This window comes from Brevundimonas nasdae, assembly GCF_019395145.1.
GTDB lineage: Bacteria > Pseudomonadota > Alphaproteobacteria > Caulobacterales > Caulobacteraceae > Brevundimonas > Brevundimonas nasdae.
The window spans coordinates 3,620,862-3,642,773 of sequence record NZ_CP080034.1; the positions used below are offsets into that span (position 1 = coordinate 3,620,862).

Annotated in this window: 19 protein-coding genes; 4 read left to right on the top strand and 15 right to left on the bottom strand. The window is 66.1% G+C overall.

Features of this window, described 5'->3' with window-relative positions:
- The 4 genes from mnmC to KWG56_RS17620 all read right to left on the bottom strand — a co-directional run bounded on the left by mnmC (position 1) and on the right by KWG56_RS17620 (position 5,059).
- Positions 1-1,788 (bottom strand): bifunctional tRNA (5-methylaminomethyl-2-thiouridine)(34)-methyltransferase MnmC2/FAD-dependent 5-carboxymethylaminomethyl-2-thiouridine(34) oxidoreductase MnmC1, encoded by a 1,788-nt coding sequence (gene mnmC / locus KWG56_RS17605; protein ID WP_219353130.1) that lies wholly within the window; start codon positions 1,786-1,788, stop codon positions 1-3.
- An 81-nt stretch (positions 1,789-1,869) separates the two neighbouring features.
- Positions 1,870-2,172 (bottom strand): hypothetical protein, encoded by a 303-nt coding sequence (locus KWG56_RS17610; RefSeq protein WP_219353131.1) that lies wholly within the window; start codon positions 2,170-2,172, stop codon positions 1,870-1,872.
- A 125-nt stretch (positions 2,173-2,297) separates the two neighbouring features.
- Positions 2,298-3,164: a flagellar motor stator protein MotA gene (gene motA, locus KWG56_RS17615; protein ID WP_201100829.1), complete on the bottom strand. Its 867-nt coding sequence runs from the start codon at positions 3,162-3,164 to the stop codon at positions 2,298-2,300.
- A 92-nt stretch (positions 3,165-3,256) separates the two neighbouring features.
- On the bottom strand, positions 3,257-5,059 hold the full coding sequence (locus tag KWG56_RS17620; protein ID WP_201100828.1) for a long-chain-acyl-CoA synthetase: 1,803 nt from the start codon (positions 5,057-5,059) through the stop codon (positions 3,257-3,259).
- A 278-nt stretch (positions 5,060-5,337) separates the two neighbouring features.
- Here KWG56_RS17620 and KWG56_RS17625 point away from each other — a divergent pair, with 278 nt between their 5' ends.
- Together KWG56_RS17625 and KWG56_RS17630 are read left to right on the top strand one after the other, a co-directional pair.
- Positions 5,338-7,170, top strand: coding sequence for a DUF885 domain-containing protein (locus KWG56_RS17625; protein WP_219353132.1), 1,833 nt, complete (start codon positions 5,338-5,340; stop codon positions 7,168-7,170).
- Positions 7,171-7,258: 88 nt separating this feature from the next.
- Positions 7,259-9,055 (top strand): DUF885 domain-containing protein, encoded by a 1,797-nt coding sequence (locus KWG56_RS17630; protein ID WP_219353133.1) that lies wholly within the window; start codon positions 7,259-7,261, stop codon positions 9,053-9,055.
- Positions 9,056-9,122: 67 nt separating this feature from the next.
- On the opposite strand, the gene KWG56_RS17635 is transcribed toward KWG56_RS17630, so the two are convergent.
- Both KWG56_RS17635 and KWG56_RS18955 read right to left on the bottom strand, forming a co-directional pair.
- Positions 9,123-10,238 (bottom strand): DUF1176 domain-containing protein, encoded by a 1,116-nt coding sequence (locus tag KWG56_RS17635; protein ID WP_219353134.1) that lies wholly within the window; start codon positions 10,236-10,238, stop codon positions 9,123-9,125.
- Between the two features lie 43 nt (positions 10,239-10,281).
- Positions 10,282-10,416, bottom strand: a complete 135-nt coding sequence (locus KWG56_RS18955; protein WP_257903729.1) for a hypothetical protein — start codon at positions 10,414-10,416, stop codon at positions 10,282-10,284.
- Between the two features lie 179 nt (positions 10,417-10,595).
- Here KWG56_RS18955 and KWG56_RS17640 point away from each other — a divergent pair, with 179 nt between their 5' ends.
- Positions 10,596-11,816 (top strand): NADP-dependent isocitrate dehydrogenase, encoded by a 1,221-nt coding sequence (locus tag KWG56_RS17640; protein ID WP_219353135.1) that lies wholly within the window; start codon positions 10,596-10,598, stop codon positions 11,814-11,816.
- 101 nt (positions 11,817-11,917) lie between these two features.
- On the opposite strand, the gene KWG56_RS17645 is transcribed toward KWG56_RS17640, so the two are convergent.
- Positions 11,918-12,592, bottom strand: a complete 675-nt coding sequence (locus tag KWG56_RS17645; RefSeq protein ID WP_219353136.1) for a DsbA family oxidoreductase — start codon at positions 12,590-12,592, stop codon at positions 11,918-11,920.
- Between the two features lie 169 nt (positions 12,593-12,761).
- On the opposite strand from KWG56_RS17645, the gene alaS reads away from it, so the two are divergent.
- A complete protein-coding gene (alaS, locus tag KWG56_RS17650) occupies positions 12,762-15,410 on the top strand; it encodes an alanine--tRNA ligase (protein ID WP_219353137.1) in 2,649 nt (882 codons plus the stop codon).
- An 87-nt stretch (positions 15,411-15,497) separates the two neighbouring features.
- Here alaS and KWG56_RS17655 read toward each other — a convergent pair whose 3' ends face one another.
- The 8 genes from KWG56_RS17655 to thiC form a co-directional block, all read right to left on the bottom strand.
- The gene (locus tag KWG56_RS17655; protein ID WP_219353138.1) at positions 15,498-16,052 is read right to left on the bottom strand and encodes a DUF2939 domain-containing protein; all 555 of its coding nucleotides are present in this window, start codon (positions 16,050-16,052) and stop codon (positions 15,498-15,500) included.
- A gap of 39 nt (positions 16,053-16,091) precedes the next feature.
- Complete coding sequence (locus KWG56_RS17660) at positions 16,092-16,688, bottom strand: DUF2939 domain-containing protein (protein WP_219353139.1); 597 nt, start codon at positions 16,686-16,688, stop codon at positions 16,092-16,094.
- 147 nt (positions 16,689-16,835) lie between these two features.
- The gene (locus KWG56_RS17665; protein ID WP_219353140.1) at positions 16,836-17,612 is read right to left on the bottom strand and encodes a hypothetical protein; all 777 of its coding nucleotides are present in this window, start codon (positions 17,610-17,612) and stop codon (positions 16,836-16,838) included.
- Between the two features lie 251 nt (positions 17,613-17,863).
- Positions 17,864-18,049, bottom strand: coding sequence for a hypothetical protein (locus tag KWG56_RS17670; protein ID WP_219353141.1), 186 nt, complete (start codon positions 18,047-18,049; stop codon positions 17,864-17,866).
- Complete coding sequence (locus KWG56_RS17675) at positions 18,046-18,552, bottom strand: ATPase (protein WP_219353142.1); 507 nt, start codon at positions 18,550-18,552, stop codon at positions 18,046-18,048. Before KWG56_RS17675 ends, KWG56_RS17670 begins: the two co-directional genes overlap by 4 nt.
- Before the next feature lie 27 nt (positions 18,553-18,579).
- Complete coding sequence (locus KWG56_RS17680; protein ID WP_219353143.1) at positions 18,580-19,320, bottom strand: hypothetical protein; 741 nt, start codon at positions 19,318-19,320, stop codon at positions 18,580-18,582.
- Complete coding sequence (locus KWG56_RS17685; RefSeq protein WP_219353144.1) at positions 19,313-19,873, bottom strand: hypothetical protein; 561 nt, start codon at positions 19,871-19,873, stop codon at positions 19,313-19,315. The genes KWG56_RS17680 and KWG56_RS17685 overlap by 8 nt, the downstream gene beginning before the upstream one ends.
- Positions 19,874-19,983: 110 nt before the next feature.
- The gene (gene thiC, locus KWG56_RS17690; RefSeq protein WP_244999570.1) at positions 19,984-21,894 is read right to left on the bottom strand and encodes a phosphomethylpyrimidine synthase ThiC; all 1,911 of its coding nucleotides are present in this window, start codon (positions 21,892-21,894) and stop codon (positions 19,984-19,986) included.
- Between the last annotated feature and the right edge of the window lie 18 nt (positions 21,895-21,912).

Here is a 21,912-nt window from a genome sequence, read left to right on the forward strand (position 1 = left end):
TCAATTTCTGGCGACGGCGGGACGCAGCGGTCCGACCCGCGCAGCAGCGGACTGCGGCAGGGGGGTAGGCGCGCCGGTGATCAGAGCGGCGATGTGCTCGCCCAACAGGGGGGCGGCGGACAGGCCGCGCGAGCCGAGTCCGCCGAGGATGAACAGGCCGGGGGCTACGCAGCCTGCCACGGGCAGGCGGTCGGCGGTGGTGGCGCGGATGGCGGCGCGGCCCTGGATCGTCTTCGTTGCCGTCGAGGCGGCCAGTCGCGGCAGGCGCTGCTCCAGGGTCGTCAGGTTGCGCGTGGTGTCGTCGTCGCGGATGTCGGTCGAGGTGTCGCCCCGGTCATGGGTGGCGCCGAACAGCAGGCCGTCGTCCGTCGGAGCCGCATAGCCGCCCCAGGCGACGGGGGCGGGGGCTGGCCCGCTGATCCAGTTGGCTTGGCCGCGAACGGGCGACAGGTGGGGAGCGGCGTCCATATCTTCCAGAAGAGAGGCTGACCCCCAGCCCGCGGTCAGGACGACGGCGTCAACCTGGGCCAGAAGGGCGTCGCCGTTGAACAGCCGCCAACCCGCGTCGCTGGGTTCAATCCGTGTGACGACCGCCTTGATGATCTCGGCCCCGGACAGCCAGTCGGACAGGATGGCGGCGGGGTTCACCGCGCAGGCGCCGCCCATCAGCAGGCCTCCGGTCGAAGCCGGTTCGCCGATGCGGGCGGCGGCTTTGTCGGGCGACACCATCGTCATGGCGCCGCTTGGCCAGATCGGCTGGGCGGCGATCTTGGCGTAGCGGGCGGCGTCACGCTCGGCCTGAGGCAACTGCAGCACGCCCTCGGCGACTATGGCCCCCGGCGTGGCGCGATAGAGGTCACGCGCACGCTCCAGCGCCTGGGCGTAGAGGGCGGCGATGCCTGCATCTCCGGCGTCCAGGCGAGGCGTCACCAGACCGGATGGAAAGCCCGATCCGCCCGCACCGGGTTTGTCGGCCTCGAACACGAGCGGGGTGACGCCTGCCGCCGTCAGGGCGCGCACGACCGAGGCGCCCGCTATGCCAGCGCCGATCACGGCGACGCGAGGCCCGGCTTCGGGGGCGGGATGTGTCGGCAGCCGCGCCTCCAGCCGTTCACGCTTGCGGCCATGCCCCGGCATTTTCTCGACGGTGAAGCCGCGTTCGGCCAGGCCGCGGCGCACGGCTCCGGCGACGGTGAAGGTGGCGACGCGGGCGCCGGGGGCGGAACGTGCGGGGATCTGGTCCATCACCTCCGGCGACCACATGCCGGGGTTCAGGGCGGGGGAGAAGCCGTCCAGGAACCAGGCGTCGGCCTGGCCCGACCATTCCCTCAGCGCCCATTCGGCGTCGCCGACCGCCAGATCGAGGACAGCGTTGAAACCGGGCAGGTCCAACCGGTGGAAGCCGGGCGTGCCTGACGGCCAGGCGTTCGTCAGGGCCTGCGCCGCCTCGGCCAGTTCGGGCCAGTTGGACAAGGCGCGACGGGCTTCGTCCGCCGTCAGGGGAAAGCCCTCGATCGAGAAGATGTGCAGCCGTCCGCCCTCGGGCCGGTGCGCCTGCCACAGGGTCAGCAGGGCGGCGATGTTCAGCCCGGTGCCAAAGCCCAACTCCGCCACCGTGAACCGGCGCCGACCGGCCCAGGCGTCCGGCAGGCCGCAGCCGTTCAGGAAGACGGCGCGGGTTTCGGCCAGGCCGTCGTCGCGCGAGAAATAGACATCCCCGAACCGGCCCGAGCGCGGCTCGCCCTCTTCGGTCCAGGTCAGTTGCGGCGAGGCGTCTTGGGTCGTCATGCGCGCCCTCTAGCACGCGTCAGCAAAAAGGGCCGCCCCTTGCGGAGCGGCCCGTGTCGGACGTCGATCGGCCGTCTGGATTTAGTGAGCGGCAGCGGGGGCTGCGGCAGGGGCGGCGGGGGGCGCAGCAGGGGCCGTCTGGCTGGGCAGGGGCGTCATGGCGGCGGTGTCGACGCTGTGGGCGTCCTGCGCCGCCTGGTCGGCGGCCTGAGCAGCGGCCTGGGCGGACTGTTCCGTGGTCAGAACCGAGTCCTCGGCGACGCCCGCAGCCTCGACCGCGTCATTGGCGGGCTTGGCGGCGGCGCCGTGTTCGTCCGCGCCCTTCTCACAGGCGGCGAGGGCCAGAACGGCGGCGGAAACGGTGATGAGGGCGGTGATGCGCATGGGAAATCCTCCGTATGCATGTCGCGAGGGCGGGAGCCTCTGTCCAAACGATAGGGCCGCCGTGATCGACGGCGCAAGCCGCAATCCCGGCGGCGTGAAGCCGCATGAAACGACCGGCCGCCTGCTCAGTCGTTGGTGATGTTGTTCAGCGTCTCTTCCATCTCGACGAAGGACGGCTGGGCGATCGAGGGGATGTCGCCGCGACCGATCTCGACCGAGATCTGGGCTGCATTGCCGTGCAGGTGGGCGACCAGCACGGACTGGATGATCTTGTAATAGGCCGCTTCCTCATCGACGATGGCCTTCAGCCGCGCCGCGAACGGCCCGACCAGCCCATAGGCCAGGAAGACGCCTAGGAAGGTGCCGACCAGCGCGCCGCCGATCATCCCGCCCAGGATTTCGGGCGGTTCGGTGATGGAGCCCATGGTTTTCACGATGCCCAGGACGGCGGCGACGATGCCCAGGGCGGGCAGGGCGTCGGCCAGGTTCTGCAGGGCGTGGGCCGGCTCCAGATGCTCGTGGTGATGTTTCTCGAGCTGCTTCTCCATCGCATCCTCGACCTGGTGGGGATCTTCCAGGTTCATGGTCATCATCCGCAGGGTGTCGCAGATGAAGTCGACGGCGAAATGGTCCTTCAGCACCTTGGGGTACTTCTGGAAAATCGTGGATTCCTTGGGCTTCTCGATATGGCTTTCCAGCGCCACCACGCCCTTGGACTTCATGGTCTTGGTCAGTTGGAACAGCAGGCTCAGCAGGTCCTTGTAGTCCTGCTTCTTCCACTTGGGGCCGGAGAAGGTCTTGCCCAGTCCCCCCAGGGACGCCTTGATCACCGGCAGGCTGTTGGAGATCAGAAAGGCGGCGACGCCGGCGCCGCCGATGGCCATGAACTCATGCGGCAGGGCGTGGGCGATGACGCCGAACTTGCCGCCCGCCAGGATGTAGCTGCCGAACACCATGCCGAACAGCATGACGATGCCGATGATCTGAAACATGGGTGCGGGCGATCCTCACGCGAGAGGCGTGAAGCATGGCGATTAATGATTAAGACGGCGTTTCGCGAACGCCGTCTCTCATCGTCACAGGATCAGATGCGGCCTTCGCCGTTCAGGATCGCCTCGCGCGCCGCAGGCGTCAGCTTCTGATAGCCGGACTTGCCGCCGCGCACATACAGGGTCGCCGCGCCCGCCTTTTCCGGGTCGAAGCCGTCTGCGACCAGGTCGGCCTTTCTGAACTTGAAGGTGCCGGTCGTTTCGACCGCCTTCATCAGACGCACGAACACAGGCTGGGCATAGCCCGGCAGCTTGCTCTCGACATGGTCCGAGAAGGTCTTGGCGTCGAACTTGCCGTCCACCACCAGGGCCGCCATCCCGGCCTTGCCGTCCTGGCCGGGCACCGGCACGCCATAGACGATGGCCGTCTCGACGCCCGGCGCCGTCATCAGCACCTGTTCGACCTCGGAGGTGGAGACGTTTTCGCCCTTCCAGCGGAAGGTGTCGCCCATCCGGTCCACGAAGTAGAAATAGCCTTCGCTGTCCTGCTTCATCAGGTCGCCGGTGCGGAACCAGCGGTCGCCCTTCTTGAACACGTCGGTCAGGATCTTCTTCTGCGAGGCGGCCTTGTCGGCATAGCCGGAGAAGTCGTGACGGATGTCGTTGCCGATCTCGCCGATGGCCTCGCCGACCTCGCCGACGCGCGCCAGACGGCACAGGCCGTCGGGGCCGCGAATGGGCTGTTCGGTGTCGACGTCGAACTGGACCAGACGGATGTTGATCTGCTTCTTCAGATAGCTGGGCACCCGGCCGATGGCGCCCTGTTTGCCGTCGAAGTTGAACAGGGAGACATTGCCCTCGGTCGAGCCGTAGAATTCCAGGATCTCGGGGATCTTGAAGCGGCTCTGGAACTCGGGCCAGACGTCGGAGCGCAAGCCGTTGCCGAAGGCCAGCTTCAGCTTGTGCTTGGTCTCGTCCTCATTGTGCGGGGCGGCGGTCAGGTAACGGCACAGTTCGCCGATATAGACGAACATGGTGGCGCCGGACGCCTTCACGTCGGGCCAGAAATTGGTCGCTGAGAACTTCTTGCGGATGATCAGCCGCCCTCCGTTCAGCAGGGCCGCGCCCACGCCGACCAGACCGCCGGTTGAATGATACAGCGGCAGGCAGTCATAGATGCGGTCCGTGGGCGTGGAGCGCGTGGCGCCGGCAAAGGCGCGCATATATGTCCGGGCGCGCGAGTGCGGGATGCGCGCCGCCTTGGGCAGGCCGGTGGTGCCAGAGGTGTAGATGAACAGGGCGGTGTCGCGATTGGTCAGACCTTCGCGCGCCGAGCGGGTCGGGCGCACCGACGAACCGCCGCGCACCGGCTTGTCCAGACCGCGGCGCTCGCTGGACTCGTCAGCCTCGGTCAGGCCCATGACCCAGAGCATGAGGTTGTGCGGCACCAGGGCGCGGGCGTCCTCGACCTGACGCCAGCAGTCCTCGTCGGCGACCACCTGGAAGGCGCCCGAGATGGCCAGGCAGTGGGCCAGGCCCTCGCCGGTCAGATTGGTGTTGATCAGTGCCGTCGAGATGCCGACCTTGGAGAAGCCGAGCCACGCCGCCAGATATTCGACCCGGTTGGTCATCATCAGGGCGATGGTGTCGTTGCGGCGCAGACCCCGGCCCTTGGCCCAATGGCCGAACCGGTTGGCCATGTTGTCCAGCTCGCGATAGGTCAGGCTGCGGCGTTCGTCCTCGACGGCGATGTTGTCGGCGAACTTGTCGACAGCCTCTTCGAAGTCGTCGCACAGCAGCACGTCGCTATCGAGTTCGATCGGCTTGATGCGCTTCAAAAGGCGGAACAGGCCACGCGCGAACCGCACATCCCGACGAATATTCGCGACCAATCCCATGCTCTTCGATGCTCCCGTCTCTGTGCTGGCGAGACGCCCGGTGATGGACGAACGCGTCCCCTTCGGCAACTGCGTTGGACACAATCCTTCTGGGGATTTCCATTTGTTCCGTTGACGCCGGGGAAATCCAGAGGCCGATCGCTGTTTTTCTCGCTCCTATCGTCGCAGTGTGGCGGATCGCGCAGGCCTGGGCGGTCCGGCGCGCGGGTTGGCGGCGTTTTAACTTGCTCCGCGACGGCGAGCGGTTTCATTGTCCATGCAAATAAGGGGGAATATTCATGTTGGATCGTCGTCGCCTTCTTCAATCCGCCGCCGCAGGCGCAGGCCTGGCCGCCCTTGGCGACGCCGCCTTCGCTCAGGTCATGGCGCCGGCAACGAACGCCGCAGGCGAGACCCTGCGGACATTCATGGACAAGGCGTTCGAAGAGACGCTGGATCTGAGCCCCGAAACCGTGACCGCCTTCGGTCTGGACAAGGGCGCGCGCGCCGCCGCCAAGTCGAAGCTGACCATTCCGACCCGCGCAGAAGAAGAAGGCCAGCGCGCCTTTTTCCGCGCCCAACGCGCCCAGCTGGCGGGCATGAACCGGTCCGCGATGCAGGCGCAAGACGGGCTCTATTACGACAGCCTGACCGCCAATCTCGACGCCGTCATCGCCACCTTCGACATTCCGTATGGCCAGGGCGGCTGGCCCAATCCCTACCGCGTCAGCCAGCAGGGCGGCACATATCAGTCGGCGCCGGATTTCCTGGGTAATCAGCACACCATCGAGACGGCCGCCGACGCCGACGCCTATGTGGCGCGGGTGCGGGTTCTGTCCGATGTCTTCCGCGCCGAGACGGACCGCCTGAAGGAAGAATACGCCCTGGGCGTCGTGCCGCCCGACTTCATCCTGGCCAAGGCCGTGCGCCAACAGGAAGGCATGCTGGCCACCGCCGCCTCCGCCTCGCCCATCACCCGCTCGGTCATCGACCGCGCCCAAGCCAAGGGTTTGAGCGGAAACTGGGGCGCCGAGGTCGAGCGGCTGCTGACCGAACAGGTCTATCCGGCTCTGGCCGCACAGAACGCGGTGCTGAAGGCGGCCCTGCCCGGCGCCACGCACGAGGCGTCCGTACGCCGCCTGCCGCAGGGCGATCAGTATTACGCCAACAGCCTGCACTACATCACCACCACGCGTCTGACGGCGGATGAAATCCACCGCACCGGCCTGGAGCAGATGGCGGATCTGACGGGCCGCGCGGACGTCTTGCTGAAGGCACAGGGCCTGACGCAGGGCTCTGTCGCCGAGCGGATCAAGGCGCTGGGTGACGATCCGAAATACGTCTATCCCAACACGGATGCAGGCAAGGCGGAGCTGATCGCCAAGCTCAACGCCCAGATGGCCGACATGCAGGGCCGCCTGCCGCGCGCCTTCGGCCGTCTGCCCAAGGCCCCGGTCGAAATCAAGCGCGTCCCGCCCGAGATCGAGGCCGGCGCCCCGATGGGCTATTACAACTCCGCCAGCCTGGATGGGACGCGGCCCGGCATCTACTGGATCAATCTGAAGGACACGTCGGAATGGCCGTCGTGGAGCCTGCCGACCCTGACCTACCACGAGGCCTCGCCCGGCCACCATCTGCAGATCAGCCTGCAGCAGGAAAGCCCGTCGGCGCCGATGCTGATGAACCTTCTGGGCTTCTCCAGCTATGTCGAGGGCTGGGGCCTGTACGCCGAGCAGCTGGCCGATGAGCTGGGTGCCTATGAGCATGATCCGTTGGGGCAGATCGGCTATCTGCAGTCGCTGATGTTCCGCTCGGCCCGGCTGGTCGTCGACACCGGCATCCACTCCAAGGGCTGGAGCCGTGAACAGGGCATCCGCTACATGATGGAGGCCTATGGCGATCAGGAAGGGGCGGCGACGTCCGAGGTCGAACGCTATTGCGGCTGGCCCGGCCAGGCCTGCGCCTACAAGGTCGGCCACAACGAATGGGTCCGTCTGCGCGAAAAGGCCAAGACCGCGCTGGGGCCGCGCTTCGACATCAAGGGTTTCCATGACACGGCTCTGGCGGCGGGCGGGGTTCCCCTGTCGGTGCTGGAGCGGATCGTGGACGGCTGGGTCGCGACCCAGGCCTGATCCGGCGCTGATGTCTGCAGGCGCGCCGGTCTGAGTGTTGTTATGGGGAGGCGTCCGGCGTGACGCGCCCGTTCGGGGGAGTAACCGAATGATTGATCGTCGCCGCCTTCTGCTGACCGCCGCCGCCACGGCTGCGGTCGCGCCAACCCTGGCCCAGGCCGCTTCCACTGACGCCGATGGGCGTCTGAACGCCCTGCTGGACGGCTGGTTCGAGGCGGACATCGACGAAAGTCCCGAACACGCCACCAGCCTGGGGCTGGACAAGGGCGCACGCGCGGGCCTGTCCAGCAAGCTGAGCGAGGCGGGACCGGACGCCATCCGCAAGGATCGTCAGAAGGCCGTCGGCCGCTGGGAGCAGCTGCGCGCCTTTGACCAGTCAGGCCTGTCGCAGGCCGGCGCCCTGAACTATGCGATCGCCTCTTTCGGCCGCGAAACGGCGGCCCAGACGTCGCGCTTCGCCTATGGGGCCGGACCAGGCCGTCCGTCGCCCTATGTGGTGACCCAGCTGTCAGGTTCCTATTTCAGCGTGCCGGACTTCCTGGACAACCAGCACCGGATTGATGATGCGGCGGGCGCTGACGCCTTCCTGTCGCGTCTGGAGGCCTTCGCAGGCGTTCTGGACGGCGAGACGGCCAAGATCCGCGAGGACGCCGGTCTGGGCGTGATCCCGCCCGACTTCATCATCGACCGGATGCTGCCGCAGATCCGCACCCTGCGCGACGCCTCCGCCGCCGACATGGCCATGATCAAGTCGCTGGCGCGCAAGACCGGCGCGCTGAATCTGTCGGGTTATGAGGCGCGCGGCGTCGCCATCGTCGATCAGAAGGTCAAGCCCGCCCTGGCCCGTCAGGTGGCGGTCATCGAGGCCCTGCGTCCGCAGGCCGTGCATGATGCGGGCGTCTGGCGCCTGCCGGACGGAGAGGCTTTCTACGCCGCCGGTCTGAAGGCCAATACGACCACCACCCTGACCGCCAGGGAGATCCACGCCCTGGGGCGTGAACAGGTCGCCGAGATCAGCGCCGAGATCGACGCCATCCTGAAGGCGCAGGGCTATACGCAGGGGACGGTGGGAGAACGCATTCAGGCCCTGAACAAGGAGCCGGCCCAGCTGTTCGCCAACACCGATGCAGGCAAGGAGGAGCTGCTGGCCTGGCTGAACCAGCTGGTCGCCGATCTGGAGCCGAAGCTGCCGCAGGTGTTCGGCCGCCTGCCGAAATCCCATGTCGAGATCCGGCGCGTGCCGGTGTCGATCCAGTCGGGCGCTCCAGGCGGATACTATCAGGGGCCGCCGCTGGATGGGTCGCGTCCGGGCGCCTATTACATCAACCTGCGCGACAGCGGGAACTGGCCGAAGTTCGCCCTGCCGACCCTGACCTATCATGAGGCCTCGCCCGGCCACCATCTGCAGGTCGCCCTGCAGCGCGAATCCGGCGAACTGCCGCAATGGCGCCGTGCGGGCGGCTTCTCGGCCTATAACGAAGGCTGGGCCCTGTATGCCGAGGCGGTCGCCGCCAATGATCTGGACGTCTATGCGGCCAACCCTTTGGGCCGCGTCGGCTTCCTGATGTCCTATCTGTTCCGGGCGGTGCGTCTGGTGGTCGACACCGGCATCCACTCCGAGCGCTGGAGCCGTGAGCAGGCGGTCGAATACATGGCGGCCTCGGGCGCCAAGCCGCTGGACGCCTCGAACAGCGAGATCAACCGCTATTCGGTCTGGCCGGGTCAGGCCTGCGCCTACAAGGTCGGCCACACCGTGATCGCCCGTCTTCGCAAGGAAGCTGAGGCCAAGCCCGGTTTCGACCTGCGCGCCTTCCATGACGCGGTGCTGGAGAACGGCTCCCTGCCGCTGGCGGTGCTTGAACAGGTCATGAGCCGCCGGGCCTGATCCGCCCGCAGCCATCAGCCCCGCTGCGTCAGGCGGCGGGGCTGATGATCCTTGTTTGTCACTTTTGTCACTGCACCTTGGCGCGGTAGCTGATCGGCCATTGATCCGGCGGCACGCCGTTGCAGCTGTCCATCGACTGTTCCAGCGCCAGGGCGAAACTGCGCCCTGTCCAGACCCAGGTCTGGGCGATGCCGCAGTCGCCGATGCCCCGCCCCTTGGCGAAGGCGACCAGTTCGCGCTTGTCGGCATTGTAGAAGCCGTTGACCACCTCGTTGGTCGTCGTGCCGTCGGCCTGGGGCAGGCGGGCCGCGACCGGGTTCTGGCCGTTTGGTCCGGTGATGTAGAGGTTGCTGGTGAAATTGTAGGCGCCTGACCCGCACGGCACGCCCCACAGCTCCTGCTGCGGACCCAGCTTGGCCGAGATGACGTCGCCGCCGCCCGAGTTTTCACTGCGGCATTCGCGGACGGCGGGCAGGATTTCGATGGACTTGGGCAGAACCTGATTGTCGCCACCCAACTGTCCCTGAGCGATGGCGGGGGCAGGGGTGATTACGGGTATGGTCGGACCCTGGACGGAGGCCGTGCGCTGGCCGACGCGGATCAGAGCGTTGGGCGTATCCAGGCGGCCCTGACGATCATCAATCCACAACAGCGAAGCCGAAGCGCCGGTCAGCGAAAGAGGCACTGTTTCACCTGCCGCCCTTGCGGTTGCGACCTTGCCCGACGCCAGGGCGCGCACGGCGTTCAGGGCGTCGGCGGCGACCACGCGGGCTGTTGGAATGTCGGCGTCGGTCACCGGTTCAGTGCGGAAGCTGCGTCCGTCGATGGTCAGGGTGACGGGGGTTGCACGGCTGGTGTTGTCGGTGTTGTCCAGCCAGACGCCGATCAGAACTTTTGGAACCGCCGCCGTCTCGGGGGCGATCTCCACGCTCAGCCAGCCCTGGGCCTCCTCGACCGAGGGGGCGACGGCGGCGCAGGTTGCGCCATTGTCGCAGGTCACCTTCCAGTCGCGGAAGCTCTTGCTCTCGGGGCGGCTCGCCAGGGTGGTCGTCGGTCCGGCGTCCGGCGCAGAAGCGACAGGCGCATCGGCCGACTGGCCCCCCGTCGAGGCGTCCTTGCTGGCTTCACCGCGCCCGCACGAGGCGACAAGCGCCGCCATGCCCGCCACCGCCATCCATTTCATAGCGTACCGCGATCCCATCATTCCCCTCAGCCTTCTTCCCGTGTTAATTGAGCGTCGTGCAGTTTGCCTCATCTGCATCAGCGAGCAAGTCTTTCATCAGTTCCACGTCGATGATGCTGGGCGGTTCGCCGAACCGTTCGATCCAGGCGTCCACCAGGATTTTGGTCTCTTCGGTCATGGTGGAGGGCCTTATGCTCAAGCTTTGGCCTGGTTAAGCGCATGTCGGCCGATCCGGTTCACCGCCGCAGCGACGTTTTCGCAATCCGCCGAACCCATGTCGGGGTTTGCGTGACGGCCCTGCCTCGCTATACCGCCGCCACGATATTCCTTCCCCAACGTTCATAGGCGGACACGCGCATGGCCAAGATCAAGGTCGAAAACCCCATCGTCGACATCGACGGCGACGAAATGACCCGCATCATCTGGCAGATGATCAAGGACAAGCTGGTCTTCCCGTTCCTGGATCTGGAGCTGGACTACTACGACCTGGGCATGGAGCACCGCGACGCCACCGACGACCAGGTGACGATCGACGCCGCCCACGCGATCCAGAAGCACGGCGTCGGCGTCAAGTGCGCCACCATCACGCCTGACGAAGCCCGCGTCGCCGAGTTCGGCCTGAAGAAGATGTGGAAGTCGCCCAACGGCACCATCCGCAACATCCTGGGCGGCGTCGTCTTCCGCGAGCCGATCATCTGCTCGAACGTGCCGCGCCTGGTTCCGGGCTGGACCCAGCCGATCGTCGTCGGCCGCCACGCCTTCGGCGACCAGTACAAGGCCACCGACTTCCTGATGCCTGGCCCCGGCACCCTGACGATCAAGTTCGTCGGCGAAGACGGCGAAGTGATCGAACACGAAGTCTACAAGGCGCCGGGCGCCGGCGTGGCCATGGCCATGTACAATCAGGACGCCTCGATCCGTGAGTTCGCCCACGCCTCGTTCGCCTATGGCCTGCAGCGCAACTACCCGGTCTATCTGTCGACCAAGAACACGATCCTGAAAGCCTATGACGGCCGCTTCAAGGACCTGTTCCAGGAAGTCTTCGACGAACATTACGCCGCCGAGTTCAAAGCCCGCGGCCTGACCTATGAGCACCGTCTGATCGACGACATGGTCGCAGCGGCCATGAAGTGGTCGGGCGGTTTCGTCTGGGCGTGCAAGAACTATGACGGCGACGTGCAGTCGGACGTCGTGGCTCAGGGCTTCGGTTCGCTGGGCCTGATGACCTCGGTCCTGATGACGCCGGACGGCAAGGTGCTGGAAACGGAAGCCGCCCACGGCACCGTGACCCGCCACTATCGCCAGCACCAGAAGGGCGAGGCCACCTCGACCAACTCGATCGCCTCGATCTTCGCCTGGACGCGCGGCTTCAAGCACCGCGCCAAGCTGGACGGCAACGCGGCTCTGGACCAGTTCGCCGACACGCTTGAGAAGGTCGTGGTCGACACCGTCGAAAGCGGCTCGATGACCAAGGACCTGGCGCTGCTGGTCGGCGACCAGCAGGGCTGGCTGACCACCGAGGGCTTCCTCGACAAGGTCGCCGAAAACCTGCGCGCCGCTCTGCCGGACGTCGGCTGAGGCTGTGATCTGATCCCTCCCTTGCCATGCGGGGGAGGGGGCTGGAAAGCGAAGAAGGGGGCGCGTCGCGCCCCCTTTTTTATGTGCTCGTGCCGTCGGCCTTAAGCCTCGCCCGCGATCTGCCTCAACGCCTGTTCGAAGGCGTCGGCGGGTTGGCCGCCGCTGATCAGGTATTTGCCTTCGACCACCACGGCGGGAACCGAGGTGATGCCGCGCGAGCGCCACAGGTCCTCGGCCGCGCGCACGGCCTGGGCGTAGCGGCCCGAGGCCAGGACTTCGCCCGCCTCGGCCCGGTCCAGGCCCGCCGTCTCCGCCGCCTGGGTCAGGACGCCGGCGTCGGTGATGTTCTTGTTCTCGGTGAAGTGGGCGACGAACAGGGCGCGCTTCAGGGCGCCTTGCCTGTCGGGCGCAGTCTCCTGCGCCCAGTGCAGCAGGCGGTGGGCGTCGAAGGTGTTCCAGATGCGGCTGTCCTCGCCCATCTGCATGTCAAAGCCCGCCTCGGCCCCTCTCTGTCTGATCATGGCGCGGTTGGCCGCCGACTGTTCGGGGGTGGAGCCGTATTTCCTGCCGATATGTTCGACGATGTTCTCGCCCTCGGGCGCCATCTGGGGGTTCAACTCGAACGGCTGGAATCTGACATCCGCCTTGATGCCCTCGCCCTCCAGCCGCTCCAGCGCCGTCTCCAGCCCGCCCAGGCCCACGGCGCACCAGGGACAGACGACGTCGGACACGAAGTCGATCTTCAAGGTCTTGAGGGCGGGCGCGGCGTCGGTCATCAGGGGCGTCCTTCTGGAACAGCAGGTGTTGCAGGCATATGGGAACCGCATCGGACGGCGCCACCCCGCACGCGTCAGTTTCGGCCGTCACACAAACGCATGGCCTGATGCCTCGCAACACCCTATATGGCCAGCTTCCCGCCAAGCCGTGTTCGAAGCCCGATAAGTCATGCCCAGCCTGAACGAGATCCGCTCCACCTTCCTCAACTATTTCGAGGCCGATGGTCACGAGAAGGTGCACTCGGCTCCTCTGGTGCCGCAGAACGACCCGACCCTGTTGTTCGTCAACGCGGGCATGGTGCCGTTCAAGGACTATTTCACCGGCGCGTCCAAGCCGCCCTATCCGCGCGCCACCAGCTCGCAGAAGTGCGTGCGCGCGGGCGGCAAGCACAATGACCTGGACAATGTCGGCTATACGGCCCGGCACCTGACCTTCTTCGAAATGCTGGGGAACTTCTCCTTCGGCGACTATTTCAAGGAACACGCCATCGAGAAGGCGTGGAGCCTGGTGACCAAGGACTTCGGGCTGGACGCCAAACGCCTGCTGGTCACCGTCTATATCGACGACGATGAGGCCGCCGCGATCTGGAAGAAGGTCACGGGTTTCGGCGACGACAAGATCATCCGCATCGCCGGATCGGACAACTTCTGGGCCATGGGCGACAGCGGTCCGTGCGGCCCCTGCACCGAAATCTTCTGGGACCACGGCGACAAGATCGCTGGCGGCCCTCCCGGTTCGCCCGATGAAGACGGCGACCGGTTCGTGGAGATCTGGAACAACGTCTTCATGCAGTACGAGAAGGAGAACGATCAGATCGTTCGCAACCTTCCCAAGCCCAGCGTCGACACCGGCATGGGTCTGGAACGGATCACCACCGTGCTGCAGGGCGTGCATTCGGTCTATGAGACCGACCTGTTCAAGACCCTGATCGCGGCGTCGGAAGAGGCCACCTCGACCAGGGCCGAGGGCGAGCGCAAGCCCTCGCACCAGGTCATCGCCGACCATCTGCGGTCGTCCTCCTTCCTGATCGCGGACGGTGTGACGCCGTCGAATGAAGGCCGTGGATACGTCCTGCGCCGCATCATGCGCCGCGCCATGCGCCATGCCCACCTGCTGGGCGCGACCGATCCGCTGATGCACCGTCTGGTGCCGACGCTGGTGGCCGAGATGGGCGACGCCTATCCCGAACTGGCCCGCGCCCAGCCCTTCATCGAGGACACGCTGAAGCAGGAAGAGGTCCGCTTCCGCACCACCCTGGGCCGGGGCATGGCCCTGTTCGACACGGCGGTTCAAGGCTTCAAGCCCGGCGACATGCTGGACGGCCAGACGGCCTTCACCCTGTCCGACACCTATGGCTTCCCGCTGGACCTGACGCAGGACGAAGCGCGCCGCCGCGGCTATTCGGTCAATGTGGACGGCTTCGAAGCCGCCATGGCCGAACAGCGCCAGCGTTCGCGTGAACACTGGAAGGGTTCGGGCCAGACGGCCAACACCAACGAATGGCTGGCCATCCGCGACCGCATGGGGCCGACCGTCTTCACCGGCTATGACAATATCGACGGCTCGGGCGAGGTCCTGGCCATCATGAAGGCGGGCCAGCCGGTCGAGACGGCGGAGGCGGGCGACATCGTCGAGGTCCTGTTCGACACCACCCCCTTCTACGCCGAAAGCGGCGGCCAGGTCGGCGATCACGGCGTGATCGAATGGCTCGGTGGTGCGGCCGAGGTCATCGACGTGAAGAAGCACGCGGGCGACCTGCACGTCCTGTCGGCCGAAATCACCAGCGGAAAGCTGGAGATCGGAACCCGCGCGGCCCAGTCGGTGGACGCTGAAAAGCGCCGCACGATCCGCGCCAACCACTCGGCCGCCCACCTGCTGCATACGGCGCTGAAGAATGTGCTGGGCGCGACGGTGGCCCAGAAGGGTCAGCTGGTCGACGCCGAGCGCGCGCGCTTCGACTTCAGCCACGGCGCCCCGCTGACGGAGGCTGAACTGGCCGCCATCGAGACGGAGGTGAACGCGGTGATCCGCCAGAACGTCCCGACCGAGACCAAGCTGATGGCCCCGGAAGCCGCCATCGAGGCGGGCGCCATCGCCCTGTTCGGCGAGAAATACGGCGATGAGGTCCGCGTCCTGACGCTGGGCCGTTCGCTGACCAGCGATAACGCCCCCTATTCCGTCGAATTGTGCGGCGGCACCCATGTGACCCGCACCGGCGACATCGCCCTGTTCAAGATCGTGCAGGAGACGGGCGTCGCCGCAGGCGTGCGCCGCATCGAGGCCCTGACGGGCGAAGCGGCGCGTCAGCATCTGCTGGCCCAGGCGGGCGTGGCCCGTTCGCTGGCGCAGGGCTTCAAGGTCCAGACGGCCGATGTCCCGGCCCGCGTCGAAAGCCTGACCGCCTCGGTCAAGACGCTGGAGAAACAGGTCGCTGAGCTGAAGAAGCAGTTGGCTCTGGGCGGCGGTTCGGGCGCGTCTTCGGCGCCGGAAGAGATCAACGGCGTCAAGCTGATCGCGCGCGTCCTGGACGGCGTGGACGGCAAGGGCCTGCGCGGGGTCGCCGAAGACTTCCGCAAACAGGTCGGCACGGGCGTCGTGGCCCTGATCGGCGTCACAGACGGCAAGGCGGCGGTCACCGTCGCCGTGACCAACGACCTGGCGGGCCAGGTGAATGCGGCGGATCTGGCGCGGGCTGCGGTCCTGGCCATGGGCGGACAGGGCGCGGGCGGCAAGCCGGACTTCGCCCAGGGCGGCGCGCCCGACGGGTCGAAGGCCGAGGATGGCCTGGCGGCGGTGCGGGCGGCGCTGGCGGGCTGATCCGCCACGCTAACGGCCAAGCGATACAGATGAGGGGGCGGTCACTGACCGCCCCCTCATTGCATTTCAGAGGTGGGTGAGGCCGCCCTACTCCATCGGGTCCGGCGTCAGGTCCACGCCCGACAGCTTCCAGCCGAACAGACCATTCCGGGTCATCAGCAGCACGAGCGAGTCATCGGGCCTGTCCTGGCGCGTCAGGGCCACGGCGAACTTGTTCAGGCCGCGATAGGACCAGGACTGGTGCAGCCGCTCCTTGGGCACGGCAGGCGTGTCGGCGGGCGGGACGGGGCGTTCAGGCTCAGGCTTCTCGGCCGAGCGCACCATGGCGGCGATGGCCTGAGGCGTGACGAAGTTGTCGACCGCGCCCGACACCAGGGACGGCGCGATCAGGGCGCCCAGGGCCGCCAGCCCGACGTCCCCCTTGGATCTGTCGCGGATTTCGATCCGGGCGCGTGCGTTCAGTTCATCCTTCAGGCTGGTGCGGAAGGCGGGAAAATCGACATAGCGCTCCAGCCCCGCTGCATCCCCCGTGCGGGCCGCGCGGATCAACCCCTGCGCCGCCACGAACGGCGAGGCGATCCACACGAATAGGAAGCCCGCGACCACCGCTATCAACAGGCCGGTGATGATCTTGCGGTTCATGGCGTCTCCAGAAGGAAGCGGGGCGGGATGCTCATGGCCTCAACCTCTCTCGCCGAGGGCGGGCGATGAGGGTGCGGGCGCGGCGGGCACAGCGGGCGACGCGCCCTCCGGCAGGCCGATCTGCACCAGCCGCCATTCGTACAGGCCGCGCCGCTCGAAGGTGAAGACGGTGCGCGATCCGCCCTTGTCGTCCACGGCGAAGCGCGCCCGGTTCACGCCCCAGAAGATGGGCCTGGGCCAGGGCTTCCTGACCTTGGCGTCCGTCGCCGCCGTGGTCTTCCACTGGCTGGCGTAGCGCCCCTCGCCGCGCATCAGGGCCGACAGGGCGGCGGGCGTTAGATAGGAATCCACGTCCGGCGGACGGATGATGGGGTTGCGGTCCAGCTGCGCCCGGAAGGCGCCGATGGGGTCTTCAAGGAAAGACGGCGCGGGCGCCATGGCCTCAGGCCGCCCGATCAGCTGCGGCCGCAGCGACTGGCGCACGGCGGAGAAGTCGATCAGCCGCGTCAGTCCCTGCACGTCGCTGGCCTCCGCCGCCGAGCGGATGGCGAAAAAGCCCACGGCGGGCGCGGCGAAGAAGGAGACGACCGCCAGCGCAATCGCCGCCAGCAGCAGATTTCCGAACAGACGCTTCACCCGACCTCCTTCATTTCACTGATCATGCACGGCTTTCACCCCAGCACAACGAAAAGCCCCGCCGGAGCGATCCGAGAGGACCGGAGGCGCGCGGCCTGATCAGGAAAAAACAGAGTCCAATTCGTCTGAATCGTCTGAAATCGGCCCCTAAGGCTCCGGGGCGATCGGGGCGTCGAGGGCGGCGATGCGGGCCTCGATGGCGCGGCGGCCCGCGTGGTCGTCGGGGGCTAGCCGGGCGGCGTCGCGGGCCAGGGCGGCGACCGCCTTCATGTCGGCCTCCAGCGCGTCGAGCGGGTCGGGCGAGGCTGCGGGCGGGGGGCTGTCAGGCGGGACCGCCGGTTGCGGGGCCGGGTCGTCCGGGGCGTTCACGCTGGACAGCGCCCGCCAGGTCCGCAGCCACGACGCCGCCTCGGCCGCCCGCCCGCGCCGCACCGCCCGGTTCAGCCGCATCAGGGCCTGAGCCGTCATGGCCGCCAGGTCAGGGGCGTCCGCCGCCCCATCCTCGACCGGATCGTCTTCATCCGGCCAGGGGGCGGGCCAGGCGTCCGCGTCCTCGACGTCGCAGCGGCGCCAGCCCTCGCGCGCGGCGCGGGACCGCAGCGTCCCCAGCTTCAGGTCATAGCGACGGCACACGGCCTCGGCCGCATCCCCGGCCAGGTAGTCGCGGCGCGCCGCCGCCCAGACCGCCTCGGCGCGGACGTGATAGCCGTCGCGCGGCGCCGGGTCTTCGTCATAATGGCCGCGCGCGACATCCTGGTGGATCGCTGGGGCCGCCTCGACCCGCTCGGCGGTCGAGGGCCGCAGATGGTCGGGGATGTAGGTGGTGTCGCCGTACTCGTCCTGCTCCCACCGCCCGGAGGCGATGATGCGCGGCGCCTGCTCCTGCCAGTCCTTCTGCCGCTCGCCCGCCCCTTCATCATCCATCGCGCCGCCTCCTGCCTGAAAATCGCAGGTTGCAGGGCGGGTGCGTCAGGATCGGACGGGGGAGCGTGTTTTCCTTTCGTCATCCTCCGACGACTCTCGCGACAGCGAGGGGAGATCGGGGGACCCAGCGGCGCCCGTCAGGGCGAAAGTCCGCGCGCCGCGCTTGGCTCCAAGATCGCCTACGGCGCCGCTGGGTCCCCCGGTCTGCGCCGCGAAGACGCGGCTTGCCGGAGGATGACGAAAGGAGAGGGTCAGGCCCGCTTGCGTCGGGGTTCGTGCTTCGGCGCGGCGTCGGCGGCGGTGACCAGGTGGCCCTTCCAGCCGGGGGGCGGCAGGAACTTGCCAGACTGCTCTTCGCGCGTGCCGTGCTTGGCCGTCTCGGCGGCGCGGCGCAGAGCCTTCAGGGTGGTTTCGTGATCAAACAGCGGCTTGTTCATCGCGGTCCCCAATCTAGCAGTTCGGGCGTCTCGCCGCCACTGGCGTAGACCTGCCAGTTGTCGGCCAGCGGCTTGTAGACGGTTTCGAGATAAACGAGGCTGAGCGGATAGCGTCGCCTCAGCGTCTCTTCGGGAATGCCGTGGCCGCCGCGCGCGACCCGGTGCGCGACGCGGGCGATGGAGGCCTCGACCGACGGCAGGCGCAGATAGACCAGTTCGAACCTGTATCCGGCGGCCTTCCAGTCGCGGATGCGGCGGGCGTGGGTGCGCGTGGCCAGCGTGGTTTCCAGCACCACGTCGGCACGGGCGGCGGTCAGGGCCACCAGCCGTTCAAGCACCAGCCGCCCGGCGGTCAGATCACGACCGGGGCCGTGGGGCAGGGGCCGCGCCACCTCGTCAGGATTGACGAACTGAAACGTCTCGGCCCGTTCCCGCAGGAAGCCGTTGATGAAGGTGGTCTTTCCGGCGCCGTTCGGCCCGGCGAGGAGGACGAGGGTGGGCATTGTTACGCCACCTAGTTCGTGATCTGATTACTTTTGTAAGTTGGCTAGGCTGGCTAGCTCCGAAATCAGCTGCCGAAACCCAGGGTTTAGGTCTTCGATGTCTCGTTGCGATGTTATGTAATGTCGACTGTGCGCAGCAGCGTCGCCGCTTTCCTTTACCCGATCAACTACCCGTGGAGCATTCCTTGAAAGCTTCACATGTGATCCAGATTTTGCTTTTGCTAGAATATCGTTGAGGCCCACGATGTTGCCGTCGCCGCCCGTGATCGCTGCCTTGTTTCCAGAGAAGTCAAACGCCTCGATCAGCAGGCATTCCATAAGCCGCCGACACATCACGGCGCAGGAGTTATATAGACCAAATTCATAGGTCCCGTTTATCTCTCGCCTTAATGAGTCGAGGTGCTTGCGCCCGCCCAGAGAGATGGAACTAGGCAAGAAATTGTCAGGGACTGGGATCCGCTCAGGTGACCGAAGATCTCCATATTTCGTTTCGTACGGAACGGATCTTCCAGTTTTTATGCGGAATGTTCCAGCAGCCCGTCCCCGTACAACATCGGGGTGTTTTGCTAGATTTGACTTCAGTCTAGATGAGTTTACACCTGACCTGATACCAAGGTCCTGCATGTGGTCACTGATTTCTTTTGCAGATATAAAAAAATCTGCATCTGAATGGGTCAGGTACCAGAGAAGCGATACCCCAATTTCCAATTCTTTGGCCTCTTCGGAGACCAGTCGAGCAGCGAGTGCGCGAAGTTTAAGATCAGGCACCTAAAAGCCATGCCTCAAACTCAGCTCTAGCGCGAGCGGTTAACTTGTACTCGGGGCCGAAAGTGCCCTCAGAGGTAATAAAGTCAGTTCTAGCTGAGCTAAGTCCGCGTGAGACATTCGAAGCATCGATTTTTACGTCGAGTGCTTGAAGGACTTTTTGTACTTGGCCTGAGGTCATGGGGGTGTCCGCATGCCAAATCACAAATTTGGATTTTTGCGTCCTATTTGCCGATCCAAGAATGATCTTCTCTCTGAATATTTCAAACTTGGCATGCTCTTTTATTGCATTTGCCATAATTCTCGGATCGAAATTGTCCTTGGTTGAGACACTTTCGGTCTTTCGAACAGGTCGTCGCTTACGGGCCTTGGCAGGCTTTGTTTCCGGTTTATTTCCAACGTCTGTGTCGTCTTCTGCATCGTCGATCGCAGAGGGATCGGTCGTCCACCATTGATCAAGGATTTCTTGAATTTCCTTGAGTGTTCCTTCGATCTCAACGGCTTGACTGCCGCGTTTCAGTGATACCCGCATGGATTGAGCCTCTACATCTTCCATGCGAGAATTAACGATTCCCGGAAAACGTCAATGGCATAGCTGCAGAACTAGGGCGGCGGCGCTTCGTAGCTGGTGTGTTTTCGCTTCACCATCTCGCTCTTCCTGCATGATTAAACCTTCACCTCCACCACACCGCCGCCCGCCCGGAACTTGGCGCTCATTTCGGCCATGCCGGCTTCGGCTTCGGTGAGGCTGGCGCCCGCGTCGTTCTGGGCCTTGGCCGCGTCGCGGATGTCCTGGCTGATCTTCATGCTGCAGAACTTGGGGCCGCACATGGAGCAGAAGTGGGCGGTCTTGTGCGCCTCCTTCGGCAGGGTCTCGTCGTGGTATTTGCGGGCGGTTTCGGGGTCTAGCCCCAGGTTGAACTGGTCCTCCCAGCGGAACTCGAACCGGGCGCGCGACAGGGCGTCGTCGTGCAGGCGGGCGGCGGGGTGGCCCTTGGCCAGGTCGGCGGCGTGGGCGGCGATCTTGTAGGTGATGACGCCGTCCTTGACGTCCTGACGATCCGGCAGGCCCAGATGCTCCTTGGGCGTGACGTAGCAGAGCATGGCCGTGCCGAACCAGCCGATCATGGCCGCGCCGATGGCGCTGGTGATGTGGTCATAGCCCGGCGCGATGTCGGTGGTCAGCGGGCCAAGCGTATAGAAGGGCGCCTCGTGGCAGTGTTTCAGCTGCTCATCCATATTGGCCTTGATCTTGTGCATCGGCACGTGGCCGGGGCCTTCGATCATGACCTGGCAGCCCTTGGCCCAGGCGATTTTCGTCAGCTCGCCGAGGGTGCGCAGCTCGGCGAACTGGGCCTCGTCATTGGCGTCGGCGATGGAGCCGGGGCGCAGGCCGTCGCCGAGGCTGAACGAGACATCATAGGCGCGCATGATGTCGCAGATGTCCTCGAAATGCTCATAGAGGAAGCTCTCCTTGTGGTGGGCCAGGCACCACTTGGCCATGATCGAGCCGCCGCGCGAGACGATGCCCGTCACCCGCTTGGCCGTCATCGGCACGAAGGGCAGGCGCACGCCCGCGTGGATGGTGAAATAGTCCACGCCCTGTTCGGCCTGTTCGATCAGGGTGTCGCGGAACACTTCCCACGTCAGGTCCTCGGCGATGCCGTTCACCTTCTCCAGCGCCTGATAGATGGGCACGGTGCCGATGGGGACCGACGAGTTGCGGATGATCCAGTCGCGGATGTTGTGGATGTTCCTGCCCGTCGACAGGTCCATGACGTTGTCGGCGCCCCAGCGGGTGGCCCAGACCAGCTTGTCCACCTCGTCGTCGACGCTGGACAGGACGGCCGAGTTGCCGATGTTGGCGTTGATCTTCACCAGGAAGTTGCGGCCGATGATCATCGGCTCGACCTCGGGGTGGTTGATGTTGTGCGGGATGATGGCGCGGCCGCGGGCGATTTCGGAGCGCACGAATTCGGGCGTCACGAAGTCGGGGATGGAGGCGCCGAAATCCTCGCCGTCGCGGATGCAGGGGGCGTTCTGCTCGCGCCGCATGTTCTCGCGGATGGCGACATATTCCATCTCGGGCGTGATGATCCCGGCCTGGGCGTATTCGTACTGGGTGACTGGGCGGCCCGCGACGCCCTTGAACACCTGATGGTTGGAGGTGTCGAAGCGGGGGGCCAGGTTTTTGCCGCTGGCGTGGCCGTTGTCCTCGGGCTTGACCTCGCGCGGGTTCAGGACCGGGGCGATGTCGCCGCGATCCAGCTGCCACGACGACTTCACCCTGGGCAGGCCCTTCTTGATGTCGATGGTCACCGTCGGGTCGGTGTAGGGGCCCGATGAGTCATAGATGGTCACCGGCGGCTCGTTGGCGCTGGGGTGGACGGCGACCTCGCGGAACGGCACGCGGATGTCGGGATAAAGCTCGCCCGCCACATAGACCTTCACCCCGCCTGCGCGCGGGCCGGTGGGGATGCGGCCGTGCTCGGCGGCGACGGCCTTGCGCGCATCGGCCAGAGGCAGTTCGATGTTGGGCTCTTCCGGCAGGGCGGTGGGCGTGACTTGGATATTCATGGCGGCCTCAAAAACGTT